Source organism: Azospira sp. APE16 (genome assembly GCF_047901315.1).
Lineage (GTDB): Bacteria > Pseudomonadota > Gammaproteobacteria > Burkholderiales > Rhodocyclaceae > Azospira > Azospira oryzae.
Genome location: NZ_CP179682.1, coordinates 3,405,694 through 3,425,825, shown reverse-complemented (window position 1 = coordinate 3,425,825; position 20,132 = coordinate 3,405,694). Strand labels below are relative to the sequence as shown.

At 68.1% G+C, this 20,132-nt stretch carries 16 protein-coding genes; 5 read left to right on the top strand and 11 right to left on the bottom strand.

The features are described 5' to 3' along the window. Window positions 1–64: 64 nt before the first annotated feature. Window positions 65–1,924 carry a dihydroxy-acid dehydratase gene (ilvD, locus tag ACLSSQ_RS16310; RefSeq protein WP_416243259.1) on the bottom strand — a complete coding sequence of 620 codons (1,860 nt, stop codon included), beginning with the start codon at window positions 1,922–1,924 and terminating at the stop codon, window positions 65–67. A gap of 150 nt (window positions 1,925–2,074) precedes the next feature. Between ilvD and ACLSSQ_RS16305 the strand changes: the two genes are divergently transcribed. From ACLSSQ_RS16305 to ACLSSQ_RS16290, 4 genes are all read left to right on the top strand, one after another. Next, window positions 2,075–3,688: a methyl-accepting chemotaxis protein gene (locus ACLSSQ_RS16305; protein WP_014236226.1), complete on the top strand. Its 1,614-nt coding sequence runs from the start codon at window positions 2,075–2,077 to the stop codon at window positions 3,686–3,688. Between the two features lie 49 nt (window positions 3,689–3,737). Beyond that, on the top strand, window positions 3,738–4,523 hold the full coding sequence (gene lgt / locus ACLSSQ_RS16300) for a prolipoprotein diacylglyceryl transferase (RefSeq protein ID WP_014236227.1): 786 nt from the start codon (window positions 3,738–3,740) through the stop codon (window positions 4,521–4,523). A gap of 61 nt (window positions 4,524–4,584) precedes the next feature. Continuing rightward, entirely contained in the window at window positions 4,585–5,913 is a 1,329-nt protein-coding gene (locus ACLSSQ_RS16295; protein WP_416243258.1) for a malonyl-CoA decarboxylase, read from the top strand. 232 nt (window positions 5,914–6,145) lie between these two features. After that, the gene (locus tag ACLSSQ_RS16290) at window positions 6,146–6,388 is read left to right on the top strand and encodes a hypothetical protein (protein ID WP_416243257.1); all 243 of its coding nucleotides are present in this window, start codon (window positions 6,146–6,148) and stop codon (window positions 6,386–6,388) included. Window positions 6,389–6,665: 277 nt separating this feature from the next. Here ACLSSQ_RS16290 and ACLSSQ_RS16285 read toward each other — a convergent pair whose 3' ends face one another. The 6 genes from ACLSSQ_RS16285 to ACLSSQ_RS16260 form a co-directional block, all read right to left on the bottom strand. Then, window positions 6,666–8,648, bottom strand: a complete 1,983-nt coding sequence (locus ACLSSQ_RS16285) for a TonB-dependent receptor (protein WP_416243256.1) — start codon at window positions 8,646–8,648, stop codon at window positions 6,666–6,668. A gap of 188 nt (window positions 8,649–8,836) precedes the next feature. Beyond that, a complete protein-coding gene (locus tag ACLSSQ_RS16280) occupies window positions 8,837–9,646 on the bottom strand; it encodes a nickel transporter (RefSeq protein ID WP_130459435.1) in 810 nt (269 codons plus the stop codon). 191 nt (window positions 9,647–9,837) lie between these two features. Further along, entirely contained in the window at window positions 9,838–11,211 is a 1,374-nt protein-coding gene (locus ACLSSQ_RS16275; RefSeq protein WP_416243255.1) for a sensor histidine kinase, read from the bottom strand. Window positions 11,212–11,221: 10 nt separating this feature from the next. Continuing rightward, window positions 11,222–11,710, bottom strand: a complete 489-nt coding sequence (gene nikR / locus ACLSSQ_RS16270) for a nickel-responsive transcriptional regulator NikR (protein ID WP_014236251.1) — start codon at window positions 11,708–11,710, stop codon at window positions 11,222–11,224. Window positions 11,711–11,888: 178 nt separating this feature from the next. Further along, window positions 11,889–12,770 (bottom strand): protease HtpX, encoded by an 882-nt coding sequence (htpX, locus tag ACLSSQ_RS16265; protein WP_416243254.1) that lies wholly within the window; start codon window positions 12,768–12,770, stop codon window positions 11,889–11,891. Between the two features lie 24 nt (window positions 12,771–12,794). Next, on the bottom strand, window positions 12,795–13,178 hold the full coding sequence (locus tag ACLSSQ_RS16260) for an HPF/RaiA family ribosome-associated protein (protein ID WP_014236253.1): 384 nt from the start codon (window positions 13,176–13,178) through the stop codon (window positions 12,795–12,797). Window positions 13,179–13,282: 104 nt separating this feature from the next. Between ACLSSQ_RS16260 and nhaR the strand changes: the two genes are divergently transcribed. Next, window positions 13,283–14,203: a transcriptional activator NhaR gene (gene nhaR / locus ACLSSQ_RS16255; protein WP_416243253.1), complete on the top strand. Its 921-nt coding sequence runs from the start codon at window positions 13,283–13,285 to the stop codon at window positions 14,201–14,203. A gap of 79 nt (window positions 14,204–14,282) precedes the next feature. Here the strand turns inward: nhaR and ACLSSQ_RS16250 are convergent, their stop codons facing one another. The 4 genes from ACLSSQ_RS16250 to ACLSSQ_RS16235 all read right to left on the bottom strand — a co-directional run bounded on the left by ACLSSQ_RS16250 (window position 14,283) and on the right by ACLSSQ_RS16235 (window position 20,099). Beyond that, window positions 14,283–15,743, bottom strand: coding sequence for a nickel-dependent hydrogenase large subunit (locus ACLSSQ_RS16250; RefSeq protein ID WP_416243252.1), 1,461 nt, complete (start codon window positions 15,741–15,743; stop codon window positions 14,283–14,285). Continuing rightward, a complete protein-coding gene (locus ACLSSQ_RS16245) occupies window positions 15,740–16,735 on the bottom strand; it encodes a HupU protein (protein ID WP_416243251.1) in 996 nt (331 codons plus the stop codon). Before ACLSSQ_RS16245 ends, ACLSSQ_RS16250 begins: the two co-directional genes overlap by 4 nt. Window positions 16,736–16,883: 148 nt before the next feature. Then, window positions 16,884–18,359, bottom strand: a complete 1,476-nt coding sequence (locus ACLSSQ_RS16240; protein ID WP_416243250.1) for a sigma-54-dependent transcriptional regulator — start codon at window positions 18,357–18,359, stop codon at window positions 16,884–16,886. A 6-nt stretch (window positions 18,360–18,365) separates the two neighbouring features. Then, complete coding sequence (locus ACLSSQ_RS16235; protein ID WP_416243249.1) at window positions 18,366–20,099, bottom strand: enoyl-CoA hydratase-related protein; 1,734 nt, start codon at window positions 20,097–20,099, stop codon at window positions 18,366–18,368. Window positions 20,100–20,132: the final 33 nt, after the last annotated feature.

Below are 20,132 nucleotides of genomic sequence, written 5' to 3'. Positions count from 1 at the left end.
AAGAAAAACCCGGCCCCGGGCATGTGCCTGGGGCCGGGTTCCGGTGGCCTCGCTGCGGTCGGGCTTACTTGGACTTGGTCAGCTGGCCCAGGTCGCGCACGGCGCCCTTGTCGGCGGAGGTGGCCATCAGGGCGTAGGCCTGCAGGGCCTTGGAAACGACGCGGCCCCGTTCTTCCGTGGGCTTCCAGGCCTTGTCGCCCTTGGCGTTTTCCTCGGCGCGGCGCTTTTCCAGCTCCGCATCGGAGACCGCCAGATGGATGCGGCGGCCGGGGATGTCGATCTCGATGGTGTCGCCGGTGCGCACCAGGCCGATGGCGCCGCCCTCGGCCGCTTCCGGGGAAGCGTGGCCGATGGAGAGGCCGGAGGTGCCGCCGGAGAAGCGGCCGTCGGTGAGCAGGGCGCATTCCTTGCCCAGGCCGCGGCTCTTCAGATAGCTGGTGGGGTAGAGCATTTCCTGCATGCCGGGGCCGCCCTTGGGGCCTTCGTAGCGGATCACTACCACGTCGCCGGCCACCACTTCGCCGCCCAGGATGGCGGTGACGGCGGAATCCTGGCTCTCATAGACCTTGGCCTTGCCGGTGAATTTCCAGATGGATTCATCGACGCCGGCGGTCTTCACGATGCAGCCGTCGAGGGCGATGTTGCCGTGCAGGACGGCCAGGCCGCCTTCCTTGCTGTAGGCGTGGGCCACGTTGCGGATGCAGCCGTTGCTGCGGTCCTGGTCCAGCTCGGTGTAGCGGCGGTCCTGGCTGAAGGCGGTCTGGGTGGGGATGCCGCCGGGGGCGGCGCGGAAGAATTCCAGGGTGCGCTGGGAGCCGGCGCGCTGCACGTCGTAGGTGTCGATGGCTTCGCCCAGGGTGTGGCAGTGCACGGTGGGGGTGTCGCGGTGGATCAGGCCGCCGCGGGACAGTTCGCCCAGGATGGCCATGATGCCACCGGCCCGGTGCACGTCCTCAATGTGGTAGTCCTGGGTAGCCGGGGCCACCTTGCACAGGCAGGGCACCTTGCGGGAGATGGCGTCGATGTCGGCCATGGTGAAGGTGACGCCGGCTTCCTGGGCGGTGGCCAGCAGGTGCAGCACGGTGTTGGTGGAGCCGCCCATGGCCACGTCCAGGGCGAAGGCGTTCTCGAAGGCCTTCTGGTTGGCGATGGAGCGGGGCAGCACGGAGGCGTCGTTCTCTTCGTACCAGCGCTGGGCCAGACGCACGATGCGGCGGCCGGCTTCGAGGAAGAGGCCCTTGCGGTCGGCGTGGGTGGCCACCAGGGTGCCGTTGCCGGGCAGGGACAGGCCCAGGGCTTCGGTCAGGCAGTTCATGGAGTTGGCGGTGAACATGCCGGAACAGGAGCCGCAGGTGGGGCAGGCGGAGCGCTCGAACTCCTCGACTTCCGCGTCGGAGCAGTTGCTGTCGCCGGCCTTGATCATGGCGTCGATCAGATCGACGGCGATGGTCTTGCCTTCCCACTTCACCTTGCCGGCTTCCATGGGGCCGCCGGAGACGAAGATGGTGGGAATATTGACCCGCATGGCGGCCATCAGCATGCCCGGGGTGATCTTGTCGCAGTTGGAGATGCACACCATGGCGTCGGCGCAGTGGGCGTTCACCATGTATTCCACGGAGTCGGCGATCAGGTCCCGGGAGGGCAGGCTGTAGAGCATGCCGTCGTGGCCCATGGCGATGCCGTCGTCGATGGCGATGGTGTTGAATTCCTTGGCGATGCCGCCGGCCGTCTCGATCTCCCGGGCCACCAGCTGGCCCAGGTCCTTCAGGTGCACGTGGCCGGGCACGAACTGGGTGAAGGAGTTCACCACGGCAATGATGGGCTTGCCGAAATCGCCGTCCTTCATGCCGGTGGCGCGCCACAGGGCGCGGGCGCCGGCCATGTTGCGGCCGTGGGTGGAGGTGCGGGAACGATAGGCGGGCATAGTCGGGTCTCCAGACAACGTAGGCTGCCCGGAACCGGTCCGGGCGGCTGAAAATCAGGGCCTAAATACTAGCATGTTATGATCGGACGCCCGCTTGACGAAAACGGCGGCGTTCCACGGTTTTTGCTGCAAAAGACGGAGTTAAAAGCCATGCGCATTTCCCGAAAACTGGTGTTCTCCCTTGTCGCCATGCAGGTTCTGATCACCCTGGTCGGGGTGGTCGGCCTGAATCGTTTTGACCGGCTGGAGCAGTCCCTGGCCGAGATTTCCGATGTCTGGCAGCCCAGCATCCGGGCCGCTTCCGGCATCAATGCCGAGTCCCTGGACTTCCGCAACCGGGAGACCCAGCTGCTGATCGCCCGCAACAGCGCGGAAATCGACGACGCGGTAAAGCGCGGCAACCAAAATCTCGAGGCCTTGCGCAAGTTTGACCAGGCATTCCAGTCCCTGATCCATGGCGACGAAGAAAAGGCCCTCTATGCTGCCTACCGGGAGAAGCTGGAGGCCTACCTGGCGACCCACGAACGGATGGTGGCCCTGGCCCGGGAAGGGCGGCGGGACGAGAGCATCGCCTATTTCGAGGGCGATTCGCGCAAGGCCATCCGCGCCCTGCGGCCCACCATCGACGCCATCGTGGACTACACCGTGAAGGGCGCCGAAAAGGCCCAGCAGGAGGCCCGCACCATTTCCCGGGTCGGCCAGATGTGGATCATCGGCATCAATCTGGTGGCCCTGGCCCTCGGTGCGGTGCTGGCTTTCTGGCTCTACGGTTCCATCGTCCGGCCCCTGCAGAAAATCCGCGAGGAAGTGCTGGGCATCGAACAGAGCGCCGACTTTACCCGCCAGCTCGATGCCCATGGCCACGATGAAATCGGCGAAACGGCCCAGTCGGTGAACCACCTCACCGCTTCGGTGCGCGCCGCCCTGCAATCCATGCTGGCCGGCATTGCCCAGGTGGCGTCTGCCGCCGACAGCCTGGCCGAGGCCTCGCGCCAGGTTTCCGCCGGCTCCGGCGCCCAGTCCGAGGCCGCATCCTCCATGGCGGCCACGGTGGAACAGCTGACGGTGAGCATCAACCAGGTGGCGGACAACGCCAGCCGGGCCTTCGAGCTGGCCCAGGCCTCCGGCCAGGCCTCCCGGGAAGGAGGCGGCGTCATCGCCAATGCGGTGGACTCCATGGGCGGCATCGCCCGCCGCATCGAGGAGACGGCCGCCGCCATCCGGGAACTGGGCGTGGCCTCCCAGGAAATTTCCGGCATCGTCCAGGTGATCAAGGAGGTGGCGGACCAGACCAATCTGCTGGCCCTCAACGCCGCCATCGAAGCCGCCCGGGCCGGTGAGCAGGGCCGGGGTTTCGCCGTGGTGGCCGACGAAGTGCGCAAGCTGGCCGAGCGCACCGCCCTGGCGACCCAGGACATCGCCGCCAAGATCGCCGCCATCCAGTCCGGCGTGGACCATGCCTCCTCCGGCATGGAGCAGGCCGTGGGCCTGGTGGAGCAGGGTGTGACCCTGGCCGACACGGCCGGGGGCGCGGTGACCCGCATCACCGCCGGAGCGGCGGAGGTGGAGCAGGAGGTGAATGCCATCTCCGGCGCCCTGCGGGAGCAGGGGGAGGCCAGCAACCAGATCGCCGGCCACGTGGAGCAGATCGCCCAGATGAGCGAGGAAAACAACCGGGGCGCGGAGAACACCGCCCAGCTGTCCGGCAATCTGGCGGCCCTGGCCCAGGAGATGCGGCAGACGGCGGAACGCTTCAAGGTTTGAGCCGATACTGCTAGGCTTGCGGCCTTACGCCTCGCCTCCCGGTCTTTCCATGCTCATCCATCCCCAGTTCGATCCCATCGCCGTATCCCTCGGCCCCCTGGCCGTGCGCTGGTACGGTCTCATGTACCTGGTGGCTTTCGCCGCCTTCTATTTCCTCGGGCGCCAGCGCATCCGGCGCCGGCCCGACGGCGGCTGGAGTCTGGAACAGCTCGACGACCTGCTTTTCTGGGGTGTCCTCGGCGTGGTCCTGGGCGGGCGCCTGGGCCAGGTGCTGTTCTACGAGCCGGGCTACTACTTCGCCAATCCGGCGGAAATCCTGGCGGTGTGGAAGGGCGGCATGTCCTTCCACGGCGGCTTCCTCGGCGTGCTGGTGGCCATGGCCTGGTGGGGGCGCAAGCACGGCAAGTCCTTCTTCACCGTCACCGACTTCATCGCCCCCCTGGTGCCCCTCGGTCTTGCCGCCGGGCGCATCGGCAATTTCATCAACGGCGAACTGTGGGGCCGGGTGGCCGACGCCAGCCTGCCCTGGGCCATGATCTTCCCCCAGGTGGACAGCCAGCCGCGCCATCCCTCCCAGCTCTACCAGGCCGGGCTGGAAGGGCTGTGCCTGTTCGTCCTGCTGTGGCTCTACTCCGCCAGGCCTCGGCCCACAGGCGCCGTCTCCGGCGTCTTCCTCATCGGCTACGGCGCCTTCCGCTTCATCGCCGAATACTTCCGCGAGCCCGATGCCGGCATCTTCGGCCACAGCTACGCCATCAGCATGGGGCAGTGGCTGTCCCTGCCCATGGTTGCCATCGGCGTCTTCATCCTGCTGCGGGCCCGGCGCCAGCCTTGACTTGCCGCGGGGCTTCTCTACCATCGGGGACACCCCCGCCGGAAGAACAAGGAGAAGCCCCATGGCCACCGCCCCCAGCAAAACCGCTGCCGCCCTGCCAGCCAAACAGCTGGCCCGCATCCGCGAACAACTGAAGGAATGCGCCGCCAGCCTGGGCGGCGAAGTCTCCGCCCGGGCCCGGGCCGCCCAATTGGCGGAAACCTATCTCGGTCTGGACGATGGGGGCCGCCACGAATTCCTGCGTGTCATCGCCCTGGAGTTCGGCCCCGATCCCAAGCGCGTCGCCTCCGCCCACAGCGCCTACCAGCAGGCCGTCGGCAGCCCCGCCCAGTGGGATGCGGAAGCCGCCTTGCGGGCTGCCATGCGTTCTTCCCGCATCCGCATCCTGACCCAGTTCAATGCCATTCCCCAGGGCGTGAAATTCCTGGTGGACCTGCGGGCCGACCTGCTGCGCTTTCTCGACAAGGACCCGGAACTGAAGGCCCTGGACCGGGAGCTGGAGAACCGTCTCACCTCCTGGTTCGACGTCGGCTTCCTGGAAATTTCCCGCCTCACCTGGCAGGCCCCGGCGGCCCTGCTGGAAAAGCTGATCCAGTACGAAGCGGTGCACGAGATCCGTTCCTGGAAGGACCTGAAAAACCGTCTCGACTCGGACCGGCGCTGCTACGCCTTCTTCCACCCGCGCATGCCGGTGGAGCCCCTCATCTTCGTCGAAGTGGCCCTGGTCAATAAGCTCTCCGACTCGGTGCAGCACCTGCTGGACGAGGATGCCCCCACCGCCGACCCGCACCGGGCCGACACCGCCATTTTCTATTCCATCTCCAACACCCAGGTGGGCCTGCGCGGCGTCTCCTTCGGCAACTTCCTGCTGAAGCGGGTGATCGACGACCTCAAGCGGGACTTCCCCCGCCTCAAGACCTTCGCCACCCTTTCACCCCTGCCCTCCCTGCGCCTGTGGGCCGACCGCAACCCGGAAGCGTTCGCCGCCTGCTTCGCGCCCGATCTGGCCAAGATCGCCAAGCAGGCCGGCATCGAACCCGATGCCGATGCCCTGCGGGCCCTGCTGCCCAAGGGCGAATGGGCTGCAGATGCCCGTCTGGCGCGGCTCATCGAGCCGGGCCTGGTGCGCCTGGCCGCCCGCTACCTGCTCACCGGCAAGTCCGGCGACAAGCCCTTCGACCCGGTGGCCCGCTTCCACCTGGGCAACGGCGCCCGGGTGGAGCGCCTCAACTTCCTCGCCGACACCGCCGCCAAGGGCTTCAAACAGTCCTACGGCATGATGGTCAACTACCTGTACGAACCGGACGACCTGGAAGCCAACGTGGACGCCTTCGTCCGCGAAGGCCGCCTGGCGGCGGTGGCGGCAGTGAGGCATGCGGCGAAGGGGTAGGTGAGGGGTTTTTTGCCCGGTAGTTGGAGTATTTAGTTATGCCCCAAAGTGCACCTTCTGATCTGCCATACAGCAGAGAGCAAGAACTGAAGCTTCGGCTAAATCGCTTCTTCGCTGCTGACTTATCCATGGGGTGTAGATCAGGATCGAGGTATAGCTCTATGTTCCATCGAGCAATCTGTGATTGCAGATGGCTTTGCTTTAGAAGAAGTGCGTACTCTGGAGACCTTCAATGAAAGTGCAAGATTTAATTAAAAAACTCCAAGAACTTGATGGAGAGTTGGATGTGATCTGTAGCACTGAAGATGAGAGTTTGTGTCCTAGTGGACATTTGCTCCGCTTACTAATGATCACTGAAGTTGATGTTGTAGAGGCGGAAGAAGTGAGGGGCGAAGATGGTATCGCTTCCTTCAAATTGGGTCGTTCCTGTGCGGCAAAAGAGCATGCAGTAATCGGTGTTACCGGGGACTTCTAAGCGTATTGCCAGGCCTTATAGGTGAAGTACTGGCTAGCCGGTGATTTTTCGCTCATCGTTAGCCGGTCTCTTGTCTTACTTGGCAGCAGGAAGTGGGTGTCCGGCGCCGCCTGCCGCCGCCGAGGATGGTCCCTACGCTCCAAGGATGATCTTTCGTCCGATCTGGGAGCCTGATGGTGCGGGCGGCGCTTTGGCCGCCACCCGGCCCGTTACCAAAATGGCCGCCGTAGTTTTCTGGCGGGTCGAGGCAGCGAGGCCAGAGGTCCGCGGTCTCTGCTTAGAAACCCTGGGTATAGGTCAGGCGCCAGATGCGGGGTTCTGCCGGGTGGCTGTGCACGTCGGCCACGGCCACCGCTTCGCCGCGTAGCCGCGACTCGTAGTAGTAGTCGATGTCGCTGGCCTTGCGGTTGAAGAGGTTGAGCACTTCCAGGGTCAGTCGGCTCTTGGCGGCCAGCTTGTAGCCCACGTTGAGATTGACCATCACCGAGCTGCCGGAACGCACCGAGTTGTCTTCGATCAGGGCCCGGGGGCCCAGGTAGCGCAGGCGCAGGCCGCCGCGCCAGGGGCCCAGGTCGTGCACGGCGACACCGACCGAGGCGGTGCGTTCGACGGCGCCGGGGATGTACTTGCCGGCGGCATCGTCGTCGCGGAAGCGGGCCTTGGAGAGGGCGATGTCCGCATCCAGGGTCAGCCAGTCCCGGGGCGTCCAGTAGTTGGACCATTCCACGCCCTGGCGGTGGCTGGGGCGGCCGGCTTCGGTGGTGCCGGCGTCGCCGACGAAGAGCAGTTCCGAATCCAGGTCCAGGCGCCACAGGGCGACGCTGGTATTCCAGCCGGGGGCCGGAGCGCTGCGCCAGCCCACTTCCTGGCCCCGGGATTTGACCAGGGCCGGCACCCGGGACATGGAGTCGCCCGGGTTGGAGGGATCGACGCGGATGGTGGTGCCGCGGGCGTCGTTGCTGTGGAAGCCCTGGCCCCAGTTGTAATAGAACTCCTGGTTGGCGAAGGGGCCGAAAATGAGGGACAGCTTGGGGCTGGTGATGCCGTCGTTTTCCTTGCCGGAATTGGCGGCCAGGCTGGAATCCACCTTGAAGCGGTAGCGGTCGTGGCGCAGGCCGGCGACGCTGCGCAGCCAGTCGCTCCACTGGGCGCCCCACTGGCCGTAGAGGCCCAGGCTGCCCTGGTTCACGCTGTCGCTGCGCACGGTGGACAGGCGCTGGCGGGCGGCGGTGCGGTACAGGCCCACGTTGTCGATATCGTCCTGGCGGCCCTGCACGCCCCAGGTGAAGTCCCCTTCCTTGCCCAGCCACTGCACCGGCTGGCTGCGGCTCCAGCCGAAGCCGCCGTAACGGCGCCGGTCGGCCTGCTCGAACTGGTCGCCGTTGACCGGATCGTCCATGGCGTAGGTGAAGTTGGAGAAGAGGTTGAGCCGGTAGTCCACCAGATAGGCGTTGGCCCGGGTCTGCACCGCCCCGTCCTGCCGTGCCCACTGGCCGGAGAGGGAGAGGCGCCGGGTATTGCCGCCGGCGGTGGGGTCCAGGCTGCCGTAGCGGTTCACCAGGCCCTGGTCCACGGCCCGTCGCGCCAGCTGGTCGGTGGAGGTCCAGTCGCCGTCGTAGGCCATGAAGGCCACCGAGTGGCCGTTGTTGCGCGTGCCTTCCGAATAGCGCAGCACGCCGTTGAGGCGCTTGTAGTGCTCCGGCACTTCCCAGGGACCGTCGTTGTGGAACACCTCCACGGCGCCCAGCCAGCGGCCGCCGCCGGCGGTCTCCTTGTCGGCGGCGGTGAGCAGGCGGCGGTAGCCGTTGCTGCCGAGGCCGATGCTGACGTAGTCCTCCGGCAGGGCGCGGCGGTAGTCGATGCGGGCGCTGCCGGCGGAGGAGAAGTCGCCATCCTCGGCGGCGTAGGGGCCCTTCTTGTACTGGATGCGCTCCACCAGCTCGGGGATGAGGAAGTTGAGGTCCAGGTAGCCGTGGCCGTGGGCGTGGGTCGGCAGGTTGATGGGCATGCCGTCGATGGCGACGGAGAAGTCGGTGCCGTGGTCCAGGTTGAAGCCGCGCAGGAAGTACTGGTTGGCTTTGCCGTCGCCGGCGTGCTGGGTGACGATGAGGCCGGGCACGGTTTCCAGCACTTCCGCCGGGCGCAGCAGGGGGCGGTTCTCCAGCTGCTTCGCCGTCACCGTGCCGACACTGGCGGCGTCGGCGACGCCGATCAGGTCCTGGGCGCCGGCCTTCACTTCGATCACGTCCAGAGTCGGCATGCCTGCGGCCCCTGCCTGGAGCGGCAATAGCAATGCGGCTCCCGGCAGGGCGCCGGCCAGCAGGGCCGTCCTTATTGCCGCCTGGAGGCGATGGTTTTGGCCAGGTGTGAAGATATTTTTATTTTTCATATCCGGGGGCGAGAGCAGTGGCAGGTGGTTGGATGACAGCGCAGGATAGGGCGGGTGGTTCAGGCCGGCAGGGGCCGGCGGGCGAGGCGCAGGGCGAGCAGGAAGCTGGCGGCGATGATGCACACCAGGGCGAAGCCGAAGGCCAGTTCCTTGCCGTCGCTCCAGGCTTCCACCGCGGGGGAGAGCATCTTGGCGGCGCCGAAGGCGGCCACCAGCAGGCTGACGGCGGAGACCACCAGGCCCATGACCCGGGAGGCCACCAGGGCCACCGTGTCGGCCCGGGCGATGAGGCGGGAGATCCACAGGCCGTTGATGCCGTCGGTGATGAGCATGCCCAGCATGAACAGCAGGGAAAGGCCCAGGGCGTGCTCCCAGCCGCCGTGGCGGGTGGCGGTGAAGGCGAAGAGGGCGGCCTGGGACAGGGTGTCGAAGGAGAGGGCGAAGAGGGCGCCGACGGCGGCCACCAGCAGGGGGTGGCCGGCTTCGGTGAGGCGGCCGAGGAAGCGGCCCTTGATGCCGGCGGGGCGCACCATCTCGCCCGGAGCGGCGGCCAGCACGGCCCGCAGGTTCACGGCGCCGAGCAGGGTGAGGAAGGCGATGGAGATGAGGCCGCCCACCCATTCGAACCATTCGGGCACCTGCCACACGTCCGCCAGGGTGCCGACCGCCAGGGCGATGGCGACGACGATGGCTCCGTGGCCAAGGGAAAAGAGGGTGCCGCAGTAGCGCGCCAGGCCCGGGTTGCGCCGGCTGTTGAAGCGGGTGAGGCCGTCGATGGTGGCTAGGTGGTCGGCGTCGAAGCCGTGCTTCATGCCCAGGATCAACACCAGGGAAGCGAGGGCGAGCCAGTTGTCGGGCAGGGTATCCACGGGCCGTGAGGGGGCCGCCGGCGGGCGGCAGAAGGTTAGAAAGTGTGAAGAATAAACTTTCCGTCACACGATCGGGGTTGACCTGGATCAGAAAGCGGCAGGGAAATCCGGGGCGACGGACTCAATCCGCTCCATGGCCGGCCGGACTGGGGCCATGCAGGTGTACCGGCGGCAGGGCGCCGCCGGGGGCTTCAGGCGGCGGGGAGGTCCCGGGGCAGGGTCAGGCGGAATACGGCGCCGCCTTCGGGATGGTTGCTGGCGACGATGCGGCCGCCGTGGCGTTCGACGATGCCGTAGGAGATGGAAAGGCCCAGGCCCGTGCCTTCCCCCACCGGCTTGGTGGTGAAGAAGGGGTCGAAGAGATGGCCCAGGGCTTCGTCGGGAATGCCGGGGCCGTTGTCGTGGAAGGTCAGGCGCAGTTCCCTTTCCCCCAGCTCGCCGCTGATCAGCAACTCTCCCCCGGGCTGGGCGGCGGTGGCCTGCAGGGCGTTCTGCACCAGGTTCATCACCACCTGCTGCAGCTGCCCCGGGGAGCCCCGCAGGGGCAGCTCCGCCGGCAGCTCGGTGCGCACGGTGAAGCTGGGCGGGGCGCTCTTGGCCACCCAGCGCACCGCCCGCTGCACCACCTCGGCCAGGTTGAAACGTTCCGCCGCCTCACGGTCCAGGGCGGAAAAGCGCTTGAGGCCGTCCACGATGTCCCGGGTGCGCTCGGCGCCTTCGATCATGCCGTCGATGAGGGGGGACATGTCTTCCAGGATGCGGTCGATGCGCAGTTCGCTGCGCAGTTCCTCCAGTTCCGGGATGCAGTCGCAGCCCCGGTTGTGTACCGCTTCCAGATAGGTTTCCAGGCGTCCGGCGTAGCGCTTCAGGGCCAGCACATTGCCCAGCACGAAGCTGATGGGGTTGTTCAGCTCGTGGGCAACCCCGGCCACCAGGCGGCCGAGGGAGGCCATCTTCTCCGAGTGCAGCAGCTGCTGCTGGGTGCGCTTCAAGTCCTCGTGGGTCTGCCGCAGTTCCCGGTAGGCCCGGCGCAGTTCCCCCACCGGGCGGCCGGTGACCACCATGCCGATCAGCTTGCCGGTGCCGGAGAGGCGGGGCGTCCAGTTGAAGGAAACGGGCACAGCGCCGCCATCCTCGGCCTGCAGGGGCAGCTCCACGTCCTGGGCGCCGTCGTGGCTCTGGCTGGCGAAGAAGCTGCGGGCCTTGTCCCGGGCCTTGTCGTCGGCGAAGAGGTCGAAGATGGAAGTGCCCTTGAGGGTCGGCTCGTCCCGTCCGGTGTAGCGCTGGAAGGCCGGGTTCACCTCCTCGATGGCGCCGTGACGGTCGCACACCACCAGGATGTCGGACATGGAGGCGAGGATGCTGGCGATGAAGCGGTGGGACTCCTCCAGGGCGGCGTTGTTCTGCTCCAGGGCCACTTCGTACTGCAGCAGGTCGTTGTAGACCTCGTCCATCTTCTGGATCACCTCGATCCACACCTTCTCGTTCACCCCCTCCAGCAGCTGGGCCGGCTCCGGCAGCAGGCTGCCGTCGAGCAGGGGGCGGGCGGGACGCTTGGCGGTCATGGCGGCGGGACTAGCGGCTGGGCTTCAGGTGCAGGTGGCGATAGCCGTGGCCGTGGGCATGGCTGTGCTTGTGGCTGTGCTGCTTCTGGCTCTCGTCCAGTTCCACGGTGACCAGGTTGAGCTGGCCGTGGCGCACGCCGCGCTCCGCCATGAGGGCCTGGGCGAAGGCCCGCACGTCCTCCGTCGGGCCCTTGAGGATGGTGCTCTCGATGCAGTGCTCGTGGTCCAGGTGGGCGTGCAGGGTGGACACGGTGAGGTCGTGGTGGTCGTGCTGGATGGAGGTGAGGCGCTCCGCCAGCTCCCGTTCGTGGTGGTTGTAGACGTAGGAGAGGTTGGCCACGCAGTGGTCCGATTCCTTGCGCGCCTGGCGCCAGGTTTCCAGCTGGGAGCGGAGGATGTCGCGCACCGCTTCGGAGCGGTTGCTGTAGCCCCGGGCGGCGATGAGGGCGTCGAATTCCCGGGCCAGGTCCTCGTCCAGGGAAATGGTGATGCGTTCCATGCGTTCTCCCTCGCCGGCGGGCGGAAGGCCGCGGAATGCGGCAGGCCGGCGCAATGCCCGCCAGTCTACCAAAAGGCACCGGGCTCCACGGCGGCGCTGGGGTCTTTGCCGCAAAAGAAAAGGCCCGCCGGAGCGGGCCTGGGGATGCGGTGCGCCGCCATGGGCAGCGCCTCGATGCTCAGCCGCGTTGCTGCAGGGCGGTGATGCGCTCCTCGATGGGCGGGTGGCTGGAGAAGAGGCTCATCCAGCCCTTGCCGCCGGCGATGCCGGAGGCCGCCATATTGGCGGGCAGGGGTTCGGGGGACAAGCCGCCGAGACGCTGCAGGGCCGCCATCATGGGGCGCGGGTTGTTGCCCATGAGCCGGGCGGCGCCGGCATCGGCCCGGAATTCCCGCTGGCGGGAGAAGTACATGACGATCATGGAGGCGAGGATGCCGAAGACGATGTCGCACACCACCACCGTCACCATGTAGCCGAGCCCGGGGCCGGAGGATTCCTCGTTGTCCTTGCGCAGGAAGCTGTCCACCAGATAGCCGACCACCCGGGCCAGGAAGAAGACGAAGGTGTTCACCACGCCCTGGATCAGGGTCAGGGTCACCATGTCGCCGTTGGCCACGTGGGCCACCTCGTGGGCCAGCACCGCCTCCACTTCCTCCCTGCTCATGGATTGCAGCAGGCCGGTGGACACGGCCACCAGGGAGTTGTTGCGGCTGGGGCCGGTGGCGAAGGCGTTGGCCTCGCCCTCGTAGATGGCCACTTCCGGCATGGGCAGGCCGGCGTTCTTGGCCAGGCGGGCGACGGTGTCCACCAGCCAGGCTTCGGTGGGGTTGCGCGGCTGCTCGATGACCTGGGCGCCGGTGCTCCACTTGGCCATGGGCTTGGACAGCCACAGGGAAATGAAGGAGCCGCCGAAGCCCATCACCGCGGCGAACCCCAGCAGCATGGGCAGGTTGAGGCCGTTGGCGGTGAGGAAGCGGTTGAGGCCCAGCAGATTGATGACCAGGCCCAGGACCACCATGATGGCCAGGTTGGTGGCAAGGAAGATCAGAACGCGTTTCATGGCATTGCTCCGGTAAAGACTGGATCAGAAGGCAGGTTGCAGATTGAGCTCCGCCTCTTCGGCGGCGGGTAGGCGGCGGGCCAGACGGCCCTGGCGGCGCAGGGGGGCGACGCTGCGCCGCAGGGTCCGGGCCAGGGCCTGGGCAGCCCGGTGGGCGGCGCCGTCGATGGCGGCCCGCAGGTCGCCGGCCACGTCGCTGACCACCAGCGGGGCCTGGCCGTCCACTTCCACCTGGATGCGGCACAGCTTGTCCACGCCGCCGCGGTGGCCGTTGCGGTCCATCAGGCGCACGGTGACGGCGCGGATGCGATGGCGGCTGCGGTCCAGGGCGAAGCCGAGGCGATGGGCGACGTAGCTGCGGATCTCGGCACCGATGTCGATGCGACGGGCGATGATGGTGGGTTGCATGGCGTCCTCCTGTGGCAGAAAGCGAATCGAGAACGCAGCTTAGGGTCTTTCGTTGTCAGGAAAAAGCAGAGAGAATCGAATCGTTACTTCGTAAAAAACTGAACATGAGCGCCCCCAACACCTCCCCGGCCAGTCTCAACCACCGCCATCTCCATTATTTCTGGGTGGTGGCCAAGGAAGGCGGCATCAGTCGCGCCGCCGAGCGCCTGGGGGTGGCGGTGCAGACCATCAGCGCCCAGCTGAAGGAACTGGAACAGTCCCTCGGTACCGCCCTGTTCACCCAGGAAGGGCGGCGCCTGGTGCTGACCGAGGCGGGCCGCACCGCCCTGCATTACGCCGACCAGATTTTCCTCCTCGGCGAGCAGCTGCAGGAGGCCCTGCAGCTCCAGACCGCCGCCGCCAGCCTGAAGCTGACCGTGGGCATTTCCGACGCCCTGCCCAAGCTCATCGCCTACCGCCTGCTGCAGGCCGCCATCGACCTGCCCCAGCCGGTGCGCCTGGTCTGCCATGAAGGGGAATTTGACGAACTGCTGGCCGACCTGGCCCTGCACAAGCTGGATGTGGTGCTCACCGACCGTCCCGCCGGCAGCCGTCCCAATCTGCGGGTGTACAGCCATCCCCTGGGGGAGTGCCGCATGGGCGTTTTTGCCACGGCGGAGCTGGCGGCCCGCTACGGCCCCGGCTTTCCCGATTCCCTCAACGGCGCCCCCCTCTTGCTGCCGACCCGGGACACGGCCCTGCGCGGCCGCATCGATGCCTGGCTCTCGGCCCGCAACCTGCGGCCCGACGTGGTGGGGGAATTCGAGGACAGCGCCCTGATGATGACCTTCGGCCGTTCCGGCCTGGGCCTCTTCCCGGCCCCGACCCTGCTGGCCGACGCCCTCGAGGAGCAGTTCCGCGCCCGCCCGGTGGGCGGCATGGAGGACGTGCGGGAGCAGTTCTACGCCATCTCCAACGAGCGCAAGATCCGCCACCCGGCGGTGGAGGCCATCCGCCAGGGGGCGGAGAAGCTGCCTTTGGGATAGGGCTGGAAGGCAGGCGGGACGGGGCTGCTAGCCAGCCCCTGCCTGAAATGCCCGTCTTTTCTAGATCGCCAGCCGGTGCCTAATGCACCGTGCACACCATGCACGGATCGAAGGAGCGCACCACGTGCTGCACCAGCACCGGCGCCGCTTCGTCCTTGGGGATGGGCAGGCCCACCAGGGCCTGTTCCAGGGGGCCGGGGGTGCCGGCGGCATCCCGGGGGGAGAAGTTCCAGGTGGTGGGGGCGATGATCTGGTAGCCGGCGATGGCGCCGTGCTTCACCGTCAGCCAGTGGCCCAGGCTGCCCCGGGCGGCTTCGGTGAGGCCGACGCCGACGGCGGCATCCGGCAGTTCGCCGTGGGCGCAGAAAGGTTCGCCGGGGGCCAGCTGCTGCACCCAGCTTTCCATGGCCGGGATGAGGGCGGCGATTTCCAGCATGCGGGCGACGATGCGGGCGGTGACATTGCCGCCGGCGGATTTCCCTTGCCCGTTACGCACCAAGTCCTGGGCCAGGGGCTGGCCGGCCACCAGCTGCCGCGCCAGGGCGCCCACCTCGGCCACCTGGCCGCCGTAGCGGGGGGCCTTGCACCAGGTGTAGGCGTCCTCCTTCTCCAGCAGGGGCCGGGTCTGGCCCTGGGCGGGAGCCTGGGGGGCGTCGCCGGCCAGCCAGGCGTGGCTCAGGTCCTCGACGATGCGGGCGGTGTCCAGCTCGGCGCGGCGGCCCTTGGCGCCGTCCCAGACGCCGGCGGGGAAGAGGCTGCCGACGGAGCCCGGATAGGCGCCGACGCTCAGGAAGAGATTGCCGGCCCGGCCCACCTGCTGCAGGCCCAGGTCGTCGGCCAGGGCCAGGAAGCGGGGAAAGTCGGCCTGGCGCCCGGCGGCCCAGGCCCGCAAGGCGTCGGCCGAATCCAGGGCGGCCACAGTTTCCAGGGCGTCGCCGAAGAGGGTGCTTTCCAGCCAGGCGCGGAACTCCCGCAGCACGGCGTAGAGGCGGATCTTCTCCGCCGCCAGCACCGCCCGGGTGGTGCCGCCGGGCTGCAGGGCCATGGTGTGGGGCCATTTGCCGGCCAGGTAGCCCTGCAGGCGCATGAAACCGGCCCGGGCGGGCAGCATCTCCGCCGTGGCCCGTCCCGTCTGGGCCTTGAAGCGGCCTTCGGTCTCGGCGAACCAGGGCTTGGCGGCGTAGGCGGCCCGGGCGAAGTCCGGCATGAAAAAGAGGTAGAAGTGGGTCAGGTGGTCCGCCAGGTTTTCCCCGGCCTGGATCAGGTTGCGGGCGAGGCGGCCGTTGGGCGGCGGGGTCAGGCCCATGGCCTCGGCCAGGGCGCTGGCGGCGGCGGCCGACTGGGCCACGGAGCAGATGCCGCAGATGCGCGGCACGATGGCCAGGGCGTCCAGGGGCGCCTTGCCCAGCAGCATGGGCTCGAAGCCGCGGTAGAGGGGGGCGTTCACCCGGGCCGAGTGCACGGCGCCGTCGCTTACCTCCAGGCTCACTTCAAGATCGCCTTCGACCCGGTTGAAGGGACCCAACACCAGCTTGCTCATTTCAACCCCGTCTTGCGGATGGCCGGCATCACCACCGGATGGTCGGCGGCGGCGTTTTCCCGCACCCGCTTCGGCGTGGCCGATTTCGACAGGGCGGCGAGGGCGACGAACCAGGCCTTGGGCATGTCTGAAGGCAGGCCGATGGGAATGCCGGCCACCTTGGGCGTTTCCATGAAGGGATGGCCCGGCTCCTCGAAACCCGGCTCGGTGCAGGAGATGCAGGGGTAGCCGCCGCGCAGGCAGGAGCCGACGCCGTTCCACACCCGGGTGTTGCAGTCGGCGTGGGCCTGGGTGCCCTTGCAGCCCAGGTTTTCCATGAGGCAGCCCAGCTCCGAGGGCTTGTGGGCGCTGGCCTTGAATTCGTAGAACTCGTTGCGCGGGCAGCCGTGGTGCACCAGCTGGTCCGAATAGAAACGGGGGCGCTGCAGGGCGTCCAGGTCCCTGGCCTGCAACTGGCCCAGGGCCAGGGCCATCAGGCTGTCCACCACCCAGCCCGGGTGGGTCGGGCAGCCGGCCACATTCACCACCGGCAGGCCGGCGGCGCTCTGCCACTCGGCGCCCAGGATGCCGCCCTTTTCGTCGCCCTCGAACTGCAGGCCGCAGGCGTCGGTGCTGTTCTCCCCCGCCGCCGGCACGCCGCCGAAGGCGGTACAGGAGCCGATGGCGAAGACGTGGCGGGCCTGGTTCGCCAGGCGCTGGACCCAGTCCAGCATGGGAATGCCGGTGCCGGCGAGGATGTGAAAGCGCCCGCTACCATTGGGCCCCCGCAGCACGGCGCCCTCGACGCAGAGGATGTCCACCGGCACCTTGCCGCTGGCGGCGTCTTCGAGGATGGCCAGGGCCTCGGGGCCGGAGGCTTCGGAGAGGGCCGGGTGGAAGAGCACGCGGATGCCCACGTCCTCCAGCTGCCGCAGCAAATCCCGGGCGTCGGCGCCGAGCAGGGAGAGGGTGCAGCCGCCGCAACCGCCGGCCTGGAGCCAGAGGAGGTTCACGGGAAAACCTTTGCCACAGAGGGCACAGAGAGCACAGAGGGTGTCCTCTGGAATTCGCCGTTCCTCACGCTTGAAGCAAGCGCCGACCGTTGCACAGCTCGGAAAAACTCTGTGTCCTCTGTGCCCTCTGTGGCAACGATCTTAAGCATCACCCCTTCTCCAGCCCGTAGCGCACCAGCTTGTTGCGCAGGCCGACGCGGGAGAGGCCCAGGTCGGCGGCGGCCTTGGATTTGTTCCAGCGGTGGCGGATCAAGGCCTCCTTCACCACCTTGGCCTCCAGCTGCTCCATGCGCTCCTTGAGGCCGCCGGAAAGGTCGGCGAGGAAGGATAGTTCCGCATCCTCATGGACCCCCACCGGGGCCCGCAACACCCGGGGCGAAAGCAGCTCGGCACCCAGTTGCTTGCCTTCGCACAGGGCCAGCATGCGCAGGATCTCGTTCTGCAGTTCCCGCACGTTGCCGGGCCAGCGGTAGGCGGCGATGCAGGCCAGGGTCTCGGTGGTGAAACCCTGCACGGTCTTGCCCAGGGCTTTCTGGGAGGCTTCCAGCAGGCGCTGGGCCAGCAGGGGAATGTCCATGGGCCGCTCCCGCAGGGGCGGCACGTGCAGGGTGACGGTGGCCAGGCGGTAGTAGAGGTCCTCGCGGAAGCGGCCTTCCCGCACCTCGGCCTCCAGGTCCCGGTTGGTGGCGGCGATGACCCGCACATTGACGCTCACCGGCCGGGGACTGCCCAGGGGGCGGAACTCGCCCTCCTGCAGTACCCGCAAGAGCTTCACCTGGAAGGCCGGGGAGGTCTCGCCGATTTCGTCGAGGAAGATGGTGCCGCCGTCGGCCTGCTGGAAGAGGCCGATACGGTCCTCGTAGGCGCCGGTGAAGGCGCCCCGCTTGTAGCCGAACAGTTCCGCTTCCAGCAGCTGGTCCGGCAGGGCGCCGCAGTTCTCTACGACGAAGGCCTGGCGGTCCCGCCGGCTCTGGTAGTGGATGGCCCGGGCCAGCATTTCCTTGCCGGTGCCCGATTCGCCCATGAGCAGCACCGAGAGGTCGTAGGGGGCGATGCGCTGCACCATGTCGCAGACCGGATTCATGGGGCTGCCGGCGCTGCGGGTGAGGCCGTCCAGGCCCAGCTCCCGCTTCACCCGCTCGTACTTCATCTCCACCTTGCTCTCCAGCACCGGCTCGGCGGCGCGCAGTTCCAGGGAGAGGCGCTGGTTGTCCTGCTGCAGGCGCCAGACGTTGGCGGCGCTCTTCAAGGTCAGCAACAGCTGTTCCGGCTGCCAGGGTTTGAGCAGGTACTGGTAGATGCCGGCCTCGTTGATGCCGGCAATGATGTCGCCGGCCTCGGTGTAGCCGGAGAGGACGATGCGCACCACGTCGGGCCAGCGCTGGCGCACCTCGGTGAGGAAAGCGACGCCGGAGGTGCCGGGCATGCGCTGGTCGCACAGAACCACCTGCACGCCCTTGCCGCCGCTGGCGCCCTGCTCCCGCTCCATGATGGCCATGGCCTCGTCGGCGCCGGAGGCGGTGAAGACGGTGAAGTCTTCCTCCAGGGTGCGGCGCAGGGCCTCCTGGGAGCGGACTTCATCGTCCACCACGAGGACGGCAGGCAGGGCGGGGACGTTTTTCATGGCGCTTCAGTTCGTCTCGGGGACGCTCCAGCCCAGGTCCCGGTGCTTCGCCAGGTGGCGCGGCGTCCAGGACTGGGGCGACTTGTGCACGAAGTGGTAACGGGCCACATGATAGCTGGGGTCGAAGCCGTAGAAGTTGCGCTGCATGTGGGCCAGCTCCTCGGCGCGCCAGGCGGACAGCGGCTTCTCGGCCTCGTCGGAGGCCCGCCGGGCGGCCTTCTCGGCCAGGCGCTGGGCCAGGTCCGGCGCGGCGGCCAGCTCGGCGGCGCAGCGGGCTACATCCACGCGGAAGGCCTCCGGAGTGCCGGCCAGGGCGGCGTCGAGGAAGCCCAGGGCCACGCCCTCGTCGGCGGTCATGGGCAGGCGGTGCTGCATGATGGCCCGGGCCCCGTCCGCGCCGACCCGGGGCGGCAGCAGGTAGGTCCAGAACTCGGAGCCGTAGAGGTTGCCCATGTTCTTGTAGTGGGGGTTGAGGATGACGCCCTGGCGGGCCCACAGCAGATCGGCGGCCCGGGCCAGGAAGCAGCCGCCGGCGCCGGCGTTGCCGCCCAGGGCGGCGATGGTGAGCTTGCCGGTGGCGCGGATGAGGGCCTCGGCCAGGTCGTCCATGGCGTTGATGTTGCGCCAGGATTCGTCAGCGGGGGAATCGGCGGCCTCGATCAGATTGAGGTGGATGCCGTTGGACCAGAAGTCCTGCCCGCCCATCAGCACCAGCACGGACGTTGGCCGTTCCAGGGCGAAGTGGAGGGCGGCCAGCAGGCGCTGGCAGTGGTCGGTGCCCATGGCGCCGTTGTAGAAGTCGAAATGGAGGAAACCGACGGCGCCGGCCTCCTCATAGCGGATGTCCTGCCAGGTGGCATGGTCGGCGGCGAACCAGCCGTCCAGGGGCGCTTCCGGGATCTCGGCCAGCCGCTCGGCGAAGGCCGTGGTGGCGGGCAGCTTGAAGGCGTGGGGGTAGGGCGCGCCCCGCTTTACATGGCCCAGCCACAGGGCGCCGTCCGCCGTGGCCCGGCACAGGGCGGTCTCGCGACGGGCGATGATGGCGCCGGGCGTGCCCCGCAGCCGCGCTTCCCGCCAGGCATCGTAGAGATGGCAGGGCTCGCCGAAGAGTTCGTCGAGCACGCCGGGAAAGCCGTCGGCGGCGTTGAGCTTGCGCAGCACCGTGGCGGTGTCATCCCGGGTCCAGTCGATGGCCCGGTCCGTCTGCCGCATCAGGGGGCGCTCCCGGCCTCGTACCGCAGGATCGGCCGGGTTGGGGCGGCGGGGCGTGAAGCCGCCGGCCTGGAAACGCTCGATGGCTTCCAGGGAGGCGCGGCAGGCGGCCTCCGTCACTTCCTGGCGGTACACGCTGGCCTTCTTGCCGCCGCGCAGGGGGAATTCGGCGCTGGCCCAGACCGGGCCGGCATCCATCTCCGCCTCGGCCTGCAGCACGGTGACGCCCCAGGTCTCCTCCCCGTTCTGGATGGCCCAGTCCAGGGCCGAGGGGCCCCGGTCGCCGACGATGCCCGGATGCACGATCAGGCACAGGTGCTTGGACCACAGCTCCTCGGCGATGGCCCGCTTCAGGAAGGGGGCCAGGATCAGGTCGGGGCGGAAGAGGGCGACGGCCTCGGCGGTGACCGAATCGGCAATGTCGAACTCCACCGACACCTCATGGCCCCGGGCCGTCAGTTCGGCGTGGAGGCGCTGGGTCAGGCTGTTGAAGGTGTGGGTGAGGAGGAGGATGCGCAGGGAAGCCATAGGGCCGCAATTCTAGCGGCCCCGGGGCTTTTT